General features: G+C 66.6%; 11 protein-coding genes. 5 read left to right on the forward strand and 6 right to left on the reverse strand.

From position 1 onward, the window contains the following. Positions 1-140: 140 nt before the first annotated feature. Together BO1_RS30975 and BO1_RS30980 are read left to right on the forward strand one after the other, a co-directional pair. On the forward strand, positions 141-1,541 hold the full coding sequence (locus BO1_RS30975; protein WP_028220867.1) for an FAD-binding oxidoreductase: 1,401 nt from the start codon (positions 141-143) through the stop codon (positions 1,539-1,541). Positions 1,542-1,640: 99 nt separating this feature from the next. Continuing rightward, positions 1,641-3,338, forward strand: a complete 1,698-nt coding sequence (locus BO1_RS30980; RefSeq protein WP_028220868.1) for an AMP-binding protein — start codon at positions 1,641-1,643, stop codon at positions 3,336-3,338. A gap of 229 nt (positions 3,339-3,567) precedes the next feature. Here BO1_RS30980 and BO1_RS30985 read toward each other — a convergent pair whose 3' ends face one another. Beyond that, entirely contained in the window at positions 3,568-4,500 is a 933-nt protein-coding gene (locus BO1_RS30985; protein WP_028220869.1) for a LysR family transcriptional regulator, read from the reverse strand. A 96-nt stretch (positions 4,501-4,596) separates the two neighbouring features. Here BO1_RS30985 and BO1_RS30990 point away from each other — a divergent pair, with 96 nt between their 5' ends. Both BO1_RS30990 and BO1_RS30995 read left to right on the forward strand, forming a co-directional pair. Then, complete coding sequence (locus BO1_RS30990) at positions 4,597-5,868, forward strand: MFS transporter (RefSeq protein WP_043287323.1); 1,272 nt, start codon at positions 4,597-4,599, stop codon at positions 5,866-5,868. A 225-nt stretch (positions 5,869-6,093) separates the two neighbouring features. Beyond that, positions 6,094-6,498, forward strand: coding sequence for a DUF302 domain-containing protein (locus BO1_RS30995; RefSeq protein WP_028220871.1), 405 nt, complete (start codon positions 6,094-6,096; stop codon positions 6,496-6,498). 153 nt (positions 6,499-6,651) lie between these two features. Here BO1_RS30995 and BO1_RS31000 read toward each other — a convergent pair whose 3' ends face one another. Next, positions 6,652-6,909, reverse strand: coding sequence for a hypothetical protein (locus BO1_RS31000; protein WP_028220872.1), 258 nt, complete (start codon positions 6,907-6,909; stop codon positions 6,652-6,654). A 525-nt stretch (positions 6,910-7,434) separates the two neighbouring features. Here BO1_RS31000 and BO1_RS31005 point away from each other — a divergent pair. Continuing rightward, a complete protein-coding gene (locus tag BO1_RS31005) occupies positions 7,435-8,865 on the forward strand; it encodes a cytochrome-c peroxidase (RefSeq protein ID WP_028220873.1) in 1,431 nt (476 codons plus the stop codon). Here BO1_RS31005 and BO1_RS53495 read toward each other — a convergent pair. From BO1_RS53495 to BO1_RS31025, 4 genes are all read right to left on the reverse strand, one after another. Next, the gene (locus BO1_RS53495; protein WP_052409673.1) at positions 8,834-10,465 is read right to left on the reverse strand and encodes a GGDEF domain-containing protein; all 1,632 of its coding nucleotides are present in this window, start codon (positions 10,463-10,465) and stop codon (positions 8,834-8,836) included. The genes BO1_RS31005 and BO1_RS53495 overlap by 32 nt on opposite strands. Positions 10,466-10,590: 125 nt before the next feature. Continuing rightward, positions 10,591-11,376 carry a c-type cytochrome gene (locus BO1_RS31015; RefSeq protein ID WP_028220874.1) on the reverse strand — a complete coding sequence of 262 codons (786 nt, stop codon included), beginning with the start codon at positions 11,374-11,376 and terminating at the stop codon, positions 10,591-10,593. Further along, complete coding sequence (locus BO1_RS31020) at positions 11,373-12,998, reverse strand: cbb3-type cytochrome c oxidase subunit I (RefSeq protein WP_028220875.1); 1,626 nt, start codon at positions 12,996-12,998, stop codon at positions 11,373-11,375. Before BO1_RS31020 ends, BO1_RS31015 begins: the two co-directional genes overlap by 4 nt. Beyond that, positions 12,988-13,566 carry a cupredoxin domain-containing protein gene (locus tag BO1_RS31025; protein ID WP_028220876.1) on the reverse strand — a complete coding sequence of 193 codons (579 nt, stop codon included), beginning with the start codon at positions 13,564-13,566 and terminating at the stop codon, positions 12,988-12,990. Before BO1_RS31025 ends, BO1_RS31020 begins: the two co-directional genes overlap by 11 nt. Positions 13,567-13,575: the final 9 nt, after the last annotated feature.

Below are 13,575 nucleotides of genomic sequence, written 5' to 3' on the forward strand. Positions count from 1 at the left end.
GTTGAGTCCATTCAGCCCATCGAGCGTTAAAACGCCGGGCAACGATTGTAGGACTACTGATCGATGTCATGGTGAAGGGGGCTTTGCCGTGAGCATCTGTTTGTCCTGCTGGTTCACGCCAAGCAACAGGAGTGAGTCCGATGGCGACTGATCGAGCGAGCGCGGGTAGCGGAACGGGCGCGGCGCAACCCGTGCTGGAGGGTGTCGACTGGTTCCGGCAAAACCTCCGTGGCCATATCGTCGTACCCGGCGACGCAGGCTACGAGCAAGCGCGCAAGGTATGGAACGGCGCCATCGACCGGCGCCCCGCGCTGATCGTCTATTGCACCTGCTCCGGCGACGTGGTCAAGGCCGTCAATTTCGCCAGAGAAGCTCATTACGCGGTGGCTGTGCGCAGCGGTGGGCACAACCTGGCGGGTCTTTCGGTCTGCGACGCGGGCGTGGTGATCGACCTGTCCCGGATGAAGCAGATCGACGTGGACCCTGTACGCCGTATCGCGCGCGCGCAAGCAGGCCTGACGCTGCATGAGTTCGACGAGGCGACCCAGGCCCACGGCCTCGCGACGACGATGGGCGTCAACGGCGACACAGGTATTGCCGGACTGACGCTCGGTGGCGGGTTCGGGAAGCTCGGCCGCAAATATGGCCTGGCCTGTGACAACCTGGTGGCGGTGGAGATGGTGACCGCCGACGGTGAATGTCGCCGCGCGAGCGCGACCGAAAACCCGGATCTCTTCTGGGCCGTACGTGGCGGTGGCGGCAACTTTGGCATCGTGATCATGTTTGAATACGTGCTCCATCCCATTGGCACGAATCTTCTTGCCGGCTCGCTGATGTACCGCTATGGCGATGCACGGGACGCGATGCGGTTTTACGCTGCGTTTGCGCGCAGTGCGCCCGATGAACTGAGCCTCGATGCCGCGCTCGCCACGGTACCCTCCGGAGAGCGCTTTTTTAACGTCTCCGTTTGCTATGTGGGCGCGATGGAGGAGGGCGAGCGGGTTGTCGCGCCGCTGATGGCGTATGGGGCGCCAGAAGCCCGGCCGCTCGCGCCGGTTCCTTATTTGCAACTGCAGTCGGCCAGCGATGCCGTCTTTCTACGCGGGCGCCGCTACTACTGGAAGGCCCAGTTCCTGAGCGAACTGAGCGACGGCGCAATCGATGCTTTGCTTCGAGTCTATGAAGACGCACCCTCGCGCGCTTCCATGTTTATCCTGCAACAGGTTGGCGGCGCCATCGCACGCGTGCCGAAGCCGGCCACCGCTTATGCGAATCGCGAGGCGCTCTTCGACGCTTTTCCGCTCTCGATCTGGGACGAAGCCACGGAAGACGACGTCAATATCCGCTGGGCTCGTGAAGCGTGGAGCGCGCTGAGACCGTTCTCGACGGGCGGGGTCTATGCGAACAATCTGGGCGATGAAGGCGAGGATCGGGTGCGCGCGGCGTTCGGTGAAAACTATTCCAGGCTGGCGGAAGTCAAGCAGCGCTATGACCCGGACAACTTCTTCCGGTTGAATCAGAACGTCAGGCCCACACCTTAGTCCACGGCGTTTCGCAGCGGCGCAACGCGCGCGCATGCCGGGCCAGCCCGATCCGGGCGGGAACACGCTGCGAGAGACCCGTGAAGGAGCCGGCTCATCATGACGATTGCAGACGACGCAACCCTCCTGGACCGCTTTTTCGAGTGGGAATCCCGGCGGCGCAATCATGTCTATCTCACGCAACCCCGGCCCGATGGATCGGTCGTCGACTACACATGGGGTGAGGTCGGGGAGCAGGCGCGCCGGGGCGCGGCGTATTTCCTCTCGCTGGGTTTGCCGGAGGGCAGCCGTATCGCGCTGCTCGGCAAGAATAGCGCGCACTGGATCATCGCGGATCTCGCGATCATGCTCGCAGGCATGGTCAGCGTCCCGCTCTATCCGTCGTTCAGCGCTCAATCGGTACGCTACGCGCTTGCGCATAGCGGCGCTGCATTGCTGGTGCTCGGCAAGCTCGACGGCGTGAGCGACAACTGGCCGAACATCGCTGCGCAGCTGCCGCCCGGCTTGCCGCTGCTCGGTCTGCCGCAATCGCCGCGCAAGGACATTCCACAGTGGGACGAAGTGCTCGCGCGACATGCACCGCTCGCCGCCGCGCGCACGCCGCAACGAGACGCCTTGTGCACGATCGTCTACACGTCGGGGTCGACCGGCGAGCCGAAGGGCGTGATGCACTCCCATGGCAGCATGGCGGCGGCATTCCTGATCATGGATCGGGCGGGCTGGTGGGCGACCGCACCGGATGAGCGCGGATTCTCCTGGTTGCCGCTGGCCCACATGGGGGAGCGTATCGCGGTGGAGACCGCGTCGCTCGCATTTGGCTACCGCGTGTTCTTCGCCGATTCGCTGGCGACGTTCGCGCGCGATCTGAAACGCGCGCGGCCGACGATCTTTTTGTCGGTGCCGCGTCTGTGGAACAAGTTCTATCTCGGCGTTTGTGAGAAGCTGCCGCCTTCGAAGCAGCGCGTCCTGTTCGCACTGCCGTACGTGGGGCACAAGGTCAAGCGCAAGATCCTGAGCGAGCTCGGACTCGATCAGGCGCGCATCGCCATTACCGCCACCGCGCCGCTGCCGCCACATCTGATGCGCTGGTACCGCACCCTCGGTCTCGAGTTGCTCGACATCTACGGCATGAGCGAAAACGCCGCGATTTCGCACGTGACGCGTCTGGGGCGCGCTCGCGCGGGCACGGTGGGCCAGCCCCAGGCCGGCGTCGAGGCGCGCATTGCCGGGGACGGCGAACTCGAAGTCAAAAGCCCGGCGCAGATGCTGGGCTATTACGGGCAGCCGGAAATGACCGCCGCCCAGATGACCCCGGACGGGTTCTTCCGCACCGGCGACTGCGGTGTCATCGATGCGGAGGGCTTTCTCACCCTGACCGGCCGCGTCAAGGATATCTTCAAGACTGCGAAGGGAAAATACGTCGCGCCGCTGCCGCTCGAGCAGAAGCTGCTCGAGCATCGGCACATCGAGGCAGCCTGTGTGGCCGGTGCGGGCCTCGCGATGCCGTTCGCGCTGTTGCAGCTCGCGGCCGACGTGCGCGACGCCCTGGCCAACGGCACGTGTGACCGTGCCGCATTGACGGAGGAACTAGCGGCATTGCACGCGCGGATCAACGCCTGCGCCGAACGCCATGAGCAGTTGCAGTACGTCGTCGTGGTCAAGGATGTCTGGAGCGCCGAGAACGCGATGTTGACGCCGACACTGAAAATTCGCCGCGCTGCGATCGAGGCCCGGTACCTGCGCGATGCGCAAGACTGGTCGAAGCTGGGCAGGGCGGTGGTCTGGGAGGCGCGCTGACGCCTTCAGCGCAGGCACGGAAAAAGCCGGCATCGCGACCGGGCCGCATCTGCACTACGAAGTGCATGTGGACCACGTGCCGGAGGATCCGCTCACGGTCGAGCTGCCGATCCGCACGGCCTTGAACGGCGCGGACATGGAGCGTTTCGCGCAGCAGGTCCAGCAGATCACGCCGATGCTGTGGGCGCCGGGCGAGCGCGATGCGTGCACGTTGTGGATTCGCGCAAGGCTATTTCGCCGCCCGCGTGTCGCCATACGTCGCGAGGCCACTTGCAGCCAGCACCTCGGTCAACGAACGGCGCAGCAGTTCGACGGGCCGCACCAGCCGGCCCGGCAGCGAGCCGTGCACGAACCATACGTCGACGCCGGTGCGGAAGTCGACCGCATCGATCACCTGCAGCGCGTCGCGATGAGCGGAACGCTCCAGCACGTCCGGCGTGGCGACGCCGATGCCGAGACCGCGCGCCACCAGCGATAGTTGGAGATCCGAACCAAATGCCTCGACCGCCACGTTGAACGGCAAGCCGGCCTTTTCCAGCGCGCGGCTCAACGCCGAGCGCATCCCGCAGCCGTTCTGGTTGAGCACCCACGCGTGACTGGCCAGATCGGCGAGCGTCACGGGCGTATCGGGCAGGCCCAGCGAGCGCGGCGCGACGATCACGGTCGGCTGGAACGCGAGGGCGGTTGCGCGCACGGTCTCGGGTGGCATGAAGTTCGAAGGCATCAGGACCACCGCCGCGTCCAGCGCCGCCCGTTCGACGCTTTGCAAGAGGCCAGGCGACCAGCCCGCCGTGATCCGCAGGGTCAGCCGCGCAAACGCGCTACGCAACCGGTCGACCGGCTTTTCCAGCGCGATGTCGGCCAGAAACGGCGGCATGCCGATTCTCAGTTCGCCGGCCGGCTCGCTGTCCGCCGAAGCCACCGACAGCAGATCGTCCACCGCGCCCAGCACGGTGCGCGCGAGCGCATAGACCTCATGGCCCGTGGCGGTCGGCTTGAGCGGCTTGCTCTGGCGATCGAGCAGTTCGGCGCCGAGCGTGCTTTCGAGGCTCTGCACGCGCCGTGTCAGACCGGGCTGCGTCAGATGAAGGCGCTCGGCGGCGCGCACCATCGAACCGCTCTCGATGACCGCAACGAACGCCTGCAGATCACGCGTGTTCAAAACAAACTCGCATAATAGATATGCACATGTTTCAATTGTAGCATGTTAGAAGAAGGGCCAGGATGGGCGATGTCCCTTCCCTGGAGCGTCACGCTGATGAATCCCTCTGCTCAAACGCGCGCCGAGACCGTCGCAACGATTGCCGCCGAAAGCCCGCACGCGCAGACCCTCACGCCGCTGCTCACGGTCTTTTTCGCGACGGCAGTCGGCGTGATCGTGATGAACCTGTTTGCGGCACAACCGTTGACCGGCGAGATCAGCCGGAGCCTGCATCTTGCGCCGCAGTTCGCGGGATTGGCCGCGATGCTGCCGCAACTCGGCTACGCGGCCGGTCTGGTGCTGCTGGTGCCGCTCTGCGATCTCCTCGAAAACCGCCGCCTGATCGTGCACACGCTGGCATGCTGTGCCGTCGCGCTCGGCATCGCGATGCTCAGTGCTTCACGCGGCGTATTTCTTGCCGCCGTGTTCGCAGCCGGTGCCGCATCGAGCGTGATTCAGATGCTGGTGCCGATGGCCGCGTCGATGGCGCCGGAAAGCCATCGCGGACGCGCGGTCGGCAACGTGATGAGCGGCCTGATGCTCGGCATCCTGCTCTCGCGTCCCGCCGCGAGTCTGGTTGCCGGAACGATCGGCTGGCGCGCGTTCTACGGCATGGCGGGGGCGATCGATGCGCTGCTCGCGGTCGTGCTTTACCTGCAGTTGCCGACTCGCTCGCCAGCGATATCGACGCGCTATGGGACGCTGCTGGGCTCGCTATGGACGCTGCTGCGCCACGAGCGCGTGCTGCAACGCAACGCCGTTTCGGCGGCGCTGGTGATGGGCGCATTCAGCGCGTTCTGGACCGCGATCGGCCTGCGGCTCGTGCAGCCGCCGTTCAACTTTGGGATGAACGGGATTGCGGCGTTCGCGCTGGCCGGCGCGGCGGGCGCGATCGTCACGCCGCTGGCGGGGCGCGCGGGCGATCGCGGCTGGGGCCGCAGGACCGTGTTTGCGGGGCACATGACGATGCTGGTTGCGCTCGTCGCAATCGGTGTCGCGGGCTCCGGCTGGGGCGGATTCTCAGCGCGCGCGCATCCGCTGCTGGCGGTGGCGATGCTGGTGGCCGGCGCGGCCGCGCTGGACGCCGGCGTGGTCACCGATCAGACGCTGGGCCGCAGGGCAATCAACCTGATGAACCCGGCCGCGCGCGGCAGGCTCAATGGGCTGTTCGTCGGCGTGTTTTTCATCGGCGGCGCGTTGGGCACGGTGCTGGCGGGCGCGATATGGGCGTGGGCCGGCTGGGACGGCGTCTGCGCGCTGGGCTTTGGCTTCACCGGCCTCGCATGCGTGCTCAGGTTGGCCGGTGCGGTGGGCGGAAGCGAGGTTTGAAAACCTGGGCAACGTCAACGACTACGCCACAGTTCGACTCGCCTCGCGAGCATGCGCGAACGCCCATCGTGCGGCGCGCTTTTTGCGCGGCTGCGCCGGCGCCGGTTTCAGGGCGGGCGCTTTATTGATGGACTAAAGTGCGATAGCGCGCTGGACCCGGGCCCGTCACGAGCGTGAGCAGGCCCTGGCTGCAGGCACGCGTTTCGTCCATCCAGGAGCCTCGCCATGATCGAGCACGATCAGCACCCCTCGTCCATTCTGACGTTCAAGAGCGCGTACGACTTCGATACGACGATCGCGCGCCTCAAAGCGGCGCTCGAGCGCGTGGGCGCCGTCGTGTTCGCCGACGTGGACCAGCGCGAGGCGGCGGCGCTCGTGGGTCTCGAGTTGCGGCGCACGAGGCTGATCATGTTCGGCAACCCGAAGGCTGGCACGCCGGTCATGGTGGCCAATCCGCACGCGGCGCTCGAACTGCCGCTGCGGCTCGTGGTGTGGGAGGACGACGAAGGACGCGTGCACGTGGACTATCGCGACGTGTCGCAAACGCTCGGGCCGCTCTATGCCATCGAGCCCGAATTGCTCGCGCCCTTGCAGCGCGTGCCGGAGTTGTTGCAGGCCACGGTGCACTGAGGCACGCGGCTCACGCGGTGGCGCACGAAGGCACCCCGCGCGCCGTGCGCGCGAATCGGGGGCGCAACGCCACGGCCGGCACGGCGCTAGCCAGGCCAGCGCATCCGGCACGCCGCGCGCGCACGCGGCTCAACCGGGCCGCTTACTGAGCGCTTACTGTCCGAAAAATATATCGCACTGCGAACGAGGCCAGCAGGCCTTGCCCGTGCGCTGGCCCGCGACGCTGTGCGTGTCGGGCACGCCGCCGTACGACATGTCAGTGCCGGCCTGGGCGGAGGCATCCGCGTCATCGGTCATCGTCTGATGCGCGCGCTGCTGGGGCACCGGCTCGTCCTTCGACTGTGCCGTTGCAGGCGCACCGGCTGCCAGCGCCGCCACGCAGCCGGCGATCAACGCCAATCGGATCTTCATCTCAACACTCCTTCCGGAACACAACGCAAAGCCAACCCGGCGTGCGCACGGCCATTCAAGGCGCCGTGCGCACTCGGGGGGAAGGCCGGATGCCGGCGCAAAAGGCCGGGCTGCCGGACGTGTTAGTTAGGGTCTGTTCACTAATCGATCGCGCCTCCGCCGGTTCGGGAGGCGGCGCAGCGTGGCGCGGCGCAAGAAGAAGGTGAGAGCGGGCGCGCAGAGAACATCCGCGCTGCACTTTCGTTATAGCTCGCGCGCGCAAGAGTGCAACGCAACCGCGCGCCGATTACTGCACATTTCTTTCGACAATGAAATGAAGCGAAAGCTTAAGGAAATCAGATGGTCGCCGTGTAGTCATGTTCAGGTGTTGTAATGCGCTCGCCCTGAAGTCTGGCAAATCGCATGCGTCAGCAGCGATTCGAATTCGAATACGCCGTCGGTATCCGCGCAGGCTGCGCTCCCGCGCCGGGTGTTGTGCCGGTTTTGATGTCGGCGGCTTTTTTGCTTCGCCAAGAACAAGGCAATATGTCCGAACTCTCTTCTCCGCCTTCTTCCGCTTCCACTGCGGCCCGCGCCAGGGCGAAGCCCGCGCGCCTCGCGCTGTATGCCGCCGCGGCCGTTGCGATCGCCGCGCTGGGCTTCAGTGCCTATGCCGTGGCCTTTCCCGCCGACATGCCCGAATCCGTGGGCGCCATCGTCGAGAACCTCACGGGCGCGAATCCGCATCCCGTGGTGCTGCAACGCCCGCCCGTGGCGCCGCTTTCGGCCATGGCCCAGCTCGGCAAGCAGCTCTTCTTCGACCCGGCGCTCTCGGCTTCGGGCAAGCAGTCGTGCGCGTCGTGCCATAGCCCCGAGCATGCCTACGGGCCGCCCAACGGGCTCGACGTGCAGCAGGGCGGTCTCGCGATGACGCAGCAGGGCTATCGTCCGCCGCCGTCGCTCATGTATCTGTATCGCCAGCCGAATTTCAGCATCGGCCCCGACGCGGGCGAAAACGACGACGCGCCCACCGTCGCGCAGCAGGCGACGGCCTCAGCCGACGTGGTGAAATCGCAGAAGACCGCGGGCGGTCCGTCCACCTCGGTGGAGATGGTGCCGCAAGGCGGGCTGTTCTGGGACGGCCGCGCCGACACCTTGCAGCAGCAGGCCTACGGGCCGCTGCTCAATCCGGTGGAGATGGCGAACACGAGCGTCGATGCGGTGGCCGGGAAGCTTCAGCACGCGTCCTACGCGAAGCACTTCACGGAATTGTTCGGATCACGAATCTTCGACGACCGCAAGCTGCTCGTCTCCGAAGCGATGTTCGCGATCTCGCGCTATCAGGTGGAGGACCCGTCGTTCCATCCGTACAACAGCAAGTATGACCGCTGGCTGGAAGGGCACGCGCGCCTGACCCAGGCGGAGCTGCGCGGCCTGCGCCTCTTCAACGACGACAAGAAGGCGAACTGCGCGGGCTGCCACCTTTCGAAGCCGGGCAAGGACGGCCTGCCGCCGATGTTCACCGACTACCAGTACGAGGCGCTCGGCGTGCCGCGCAACCGCAAGCTCGCGCAGAACCGCGACCCGCGCTTTTTCGATCTGGGCGTGTGCGGGCCGTTCCGCACCGACATGAAGGACCAGGCGCAGTATTGCGGCATGTTCCTCACGCCCACGCTGCGCAATTCGGCCACGCGCACGGTGTTCTTCCACAACGGCCTCTATCACAACCTCGATCAGGTGATGGCGTTCTACAACGAGCGCAACACCGACCCCGGCAAGTTCTATCCGCACGATGCCCACGGCAAGATCGAGAAATACGACGACATCCCGCCGCAACTCTGGAAGAACGTGGACATCACGGACGCGCCGTTCGACCGCAAGTTCGGCGACAAGCCCGCGATGACCGACGACGAGATCCGCGACATCATCGCGTTCCTGAAGACGCTCAACGACGATCCGGTGCCGTCGTCGAACTAGCCTCGGGCGGTGGTGCTGGCGGCTCGCCATCGACGAGCGCGTTGCGCGGGTCGGGCGGCGGGCCGTCGAAGGCCGTCGCCTTGACCTGGTTGCGGCCGGCCTGCTTCGCCGCGTAGAGCGCCTCGTCCGCGGCGCGCAAGAGCGCATGCGCGCCCGTGCTTTCGCGCGGCGTGCAAGTCGCGCCGCCCACGCTCACCGTCACCGAGCCGTGCTCGCTGTGCCCGTGCGCGATGCCGAGGCGCTGCACGTTCGCGCGGATCTGCTCCGCGATGGTCAATGCGCCATCGGGCGGCGTGTTCGAGAGGACCACCGCGAACTCCTCGCCGCCGTAGCGCGCCGCCATGTCCGTCGCGCGATGCACGGTGGCCTCGATGGCGTGCGCCACGGCGGCGAGCACCTCGTCGCCCACCGCGTGCCCGTAGAAGTCGTTGAAGAGCTTGAAGCGGTCGATGTCGATGAAGAGGATCGAGAGCGGCTCCCCCGCGCGGCGCGCGCGGTTCCACTCATTCACGAGACGCAGATCGAGCGCGCGGCGGTTCGCGAGGCCGGTGAGGGCGTCGGTGACCGAAAGCCGGCGCAGCTCGGCTTCCGCGCGCAGGCGCGCGCGCAGTCCGAACGCGAGCAGCCACGAGGAGAGCGCGACCACTGCGCCGAAGACGAGCGACATCGGCCCGGTGAGCGCGACGCGCTGGCGCCACGCCGCGAGCGTGTCGTCGAGCGCGGGCGCAACCGCCACGATCAGCGAACTGTGCGGCACACGCCGCCAGGTGTAGATGCGCGTCGTGCCGTCCTCGTCGTCGCGCGCGATGAACGAGCCCTCGCTCGCCTTGAGCATCGGCGCGACCTGCTGCTGCGAGGCGAGATTCGCGCCCACGTCGTAATCGGAGTACGGCTTGCGGGCGAGCAGCGTGCCGTCGTCGAGCATGATGAAGACGGCGCCGTGGCTGCCCGCGTCGATACGGTCGAACAACTGCTGGAAATACGCGAGGCGTAGCGTGAGCAGCACGACGCCGCCGAACGCGCCGTCGTAGCCGTTCACGCGGCGCGACAGCCCGATCGCATATTGGCCTTCGTTGACGCGCGAGCGGAACGGATCGGAGATGTACATGCCCACCGAGCGGCTGCGCTGCTGGGCGCGGAAATAATCGCGGTGCGCGAGATTGACGCCCGGGTAGTCGCGGCCGTCCGCCGATTCGACGATCTGGCCGTGCGCATCGACATAGAGGGCACCGTCGAGATAAATCGAGCTCGCGACCTTGCCAAAAATGAGCTTGCGGCGCAGGTCGCGCGGCAGCGTCGCCGTGCGCGGGTCGCGGATCGATTCGAGCGCGTCGGTGAGGATCAGGTCGTAGACACCGAAATTGCTTTCGAGGTGCGCGGCCACCAGCGAGACCAGCATGCTGGAAGTCTGCCGCGCGTTCGCCAGCGCGAGTTGGCGTTGTTGCGCGAAGCCCGTGAACGCGAGCGCGACGATCGCGATGCCGACGAGCGTGCCCACGCAGCCCGGCACGAACGGATGGCGGCCGAGCCAGCGGAACTGCGCCGCGAACGCATTGCGCACGGCACGGGTCAAGCGTGCGTGCAACGGCCTGGACGCCATGATCGGGGTTCTCCACAGGAACGAGGGGGAAGCGCGGGGCGCGCAAGCGGCGTGTGTTGCGCTCCCCGCACGGCTTGAGTCGATTGAATCGATTGAGTCGAGCATGCCACCGTAGGCATGTGGCCCTAGTGTGCGCCGCCCGCGTACCAGGCTGCCGCCGCGTCGATTTCCTCAGGGGTCATGTTGCGCGCGATGTTGCGCATCTGCTCGGAAATGTCGTTGTGGCGCGTGCCGTCCGCGAAGGCCGCGAGCTGGGCCTTGGTGTAGGCCGCCGGCAAGCCGTCGAGCCAGGGGCTGCCCACCTTGTGGTCGACGCCGCCGTGGCACGCGGCGCACGCCGGGATATTGCGCAGCGGCGCGCCTTCCGAGACGATCACGGGCGCGTCGCCGCGCACACGCGCGGCGCCCGGCAGCGACGCATAGTAGGCCGCGAGGTCACGCATGTCCTGATCCGAGAGGTTTTGCGCCATCGGCGACATGACCGCGCTCTTGCGCGCGCCGCTCTGGAAGTCGAGCAACTCCTTGTACACCACGCTCGCGAACTGCCCTGCGAGATTCGGCGAATTGGCCTCGCTCATGCCGCGCGGGCCGTGGCACATCGTGCAGCGTAGCGAGAGCGTGGCGCCGCGCCCGATGGAGAGGCTCGTGGCGTCGTCGAACATGTGCGGCGTGAGCTCGACCGTGCTCACCTTATAGCCGGGCGCGATCGGGGTGCCCACCTGATACCACTGGCGCGGCACGCCGGCCGCGCTGCAGATGGCGTTCCAGATGCCCTGGAAGTGCGGGTCGCTTTGCGCCGAAGGCAGCCAGACGAAGCCGATCAGCGCGGAGACCACGAGCACGAGGATCGTCGCGCCCACGCTCGCGCGGAACCACACATTGCGTAACGTGAACAGGCGTTCGTCGCTCATCGCGGCGCTCCAATCGGAATCGCGGGCACGGCCGTGTTGGGTGTCGCGAGCAGTTGGGCGATGGGGTAGCCGTAGTTGGTGATCGTGAGCGCGATCATCAGCACGATCCACAGCGCGAAACTGTTCAGCGCGGCGGGCAGCACGGGCGATTCATGCACCGGCGCGCTGAAGCGGTATTCCTCGGGCGCTTGCGCGGCGCTGCGATGGCCCTGCAGCAGCACCACGAAGAACAGAATCGCGGAGATCACGAGAATCAGGCCGCCCACGGCCGAGATCGTCACGAGGCTCGCCTGCGCGGCCAGCGCCGGGTCGCTGTAATCGAAATAGGCCATGCGGCGCGGCATGCCGAGAATGCCGACCATATGCCACGGAAACGTCGTCACGATCATGCCGATGAACCAGAGCCACAGCTGCCAGCGCATGAGCCGCCAGTTGGTGAGCGCGCGGCCCGTGAGCTGCGGCCACAGATCGTAGGCGATGGCGAAGTACATGATGACGATCGCGCCGCCGTAGATCAGGTGAAAGTGGCCCGTGACCCATTGCGTGTTGTGGATGGGCTGATCGAGCTGGTAGCTCATGTTGATGAGCCCGCCCGCGCCGCCGAAGCCGAGCATCACGAACGAGAACGCCACGGCGAGCATCTGCGGGTTCTGCCATGGCAGCTTCGCGATCCAGCCGAATGTGCCCTTGCCGCCGCGCAGCCGTCCCGCGATCTCGACCGAGGCGCAGATCGTGAAGACCGTGAGCAGCGTGGGCACGGCCACGAGCGCCGTGAACACCGACTGCAGGAACTTGAAGCCCGAGCCCACCTGCGGGTCGGTGAAGAGGTGGTGCAGGCCGATGGGCATCGCCACCACGAGGAACAGGATGAACGAGATGCGCGCCATCGCATCGCTATAGAGGCGGCCGCCGATCGCACGCGGAATGATCGTGTAATAGGCGATATAGGCGGGCATGAGCCAGAAGTAGACGATCGCGTGCAGCGTCCACGAGAAGAACACGCGCGCGAGGCCCGCGTCGATGGTGTTGCGCAGGCCGAGCGCGACGGGCAGGATCTGGAACAGCACTTCGATGGCCGCGCCCACGGCGGTCCAGCCCCACAGATACGCGCCCGCCGTGGTCGCGAACATCGCGAGCGGCACCGGCTTGCCGCGGTTCTCGCGCCGCCACGCCGCGAGATTCGCGCTCATCAGCGCGACCCAGACCCACGAGCCCACCACCACGAGCACGACGCCGACGTAATAGAACACGTTGCCGATCATCGGCGGATAGAAGGTGTAGAGCACCGAAGCGCGGCCGAGCGCGACGGGCACGGAAGCGGTCACCGCGCCGAGCGCGAGCAGGATGAAGCCGAGCCATGCCCAGCGCACGCCCACGAGCGGCCGCTTGAGCGCGAGTTCGCTGACCGCGTAGCCGAAGCCCATGGCGATGAGCGTGGGGAACGCGTAGCCCATCACGGTGCCGTGCTCGGTCACCGAGCGGTAGTAGAGCTCGGGGTCGTGCAGCCACGGATGCAGCGGGCTGCGCACGAGCATCTGCCACGCGCCGAGCAGCAGCGCGACCCCGAACAGGATGAAGGCGAGCCAGAAGTGGGCGAGCACGAGTCGCTTGTTATTTAACACAGCTCAGTCTCCGCGAATGGTTCTCCGCAAGGGCCGCCATCTGCATGAAGGCATCGCGATCGACGACCTTCACGTGCGCCCACATGCCCTGGTGACCCGTGCCGCAATACTCGTGGCACGGCATGAGGTGATCGCCGGGCTGCTCGAAGGTCGTGCGGAAGGTGGAGACGTAGCCCGGCTCGACCATCGAATTGAGGTTCGTGTCGGTCACGAGAAAGCCGTGCACGACGTCGGCGCTGGTGGCGCGGAACGTGATGGGCACGCCCGCCGGCACCACGATGCATTGCGGCGTGAACGAGTACTGCTGCGCGAGCACGCGCACCGTGACGGAGCCGTCCGGCTCGAGCGCGCTGCCGAGGTTGGTTTCGACGAATTCGCCCGAGACGTGCAGCGTTTGCGGGTCGATGGTCTCGACGCGCGAAGGCGGCATCATCGACCAGTGCAGGCCGGTGAAGATCACCATTGCCACCAGCACGAGAACGAGCGCCACCATGAGCGTGGCCCAGCGGCGCTCCACGCGCGCGGCGACTTCAGCGCTGCCATGGGGATCGGTTGGATGCGTGGACATGGGGGCGGT

The organism is Paraburkholderia oxyphila NBRC 105797 (assembly GCF_000685075.1).
In the GTDB taxonomy this organism is placed as follows: Bacteria; Pseudomonadota; Gammaproteobacteria; order Burkholderiales; family Burkholderiaceae; genus Paraburkholderia; species Paraburkholderia oxyphila.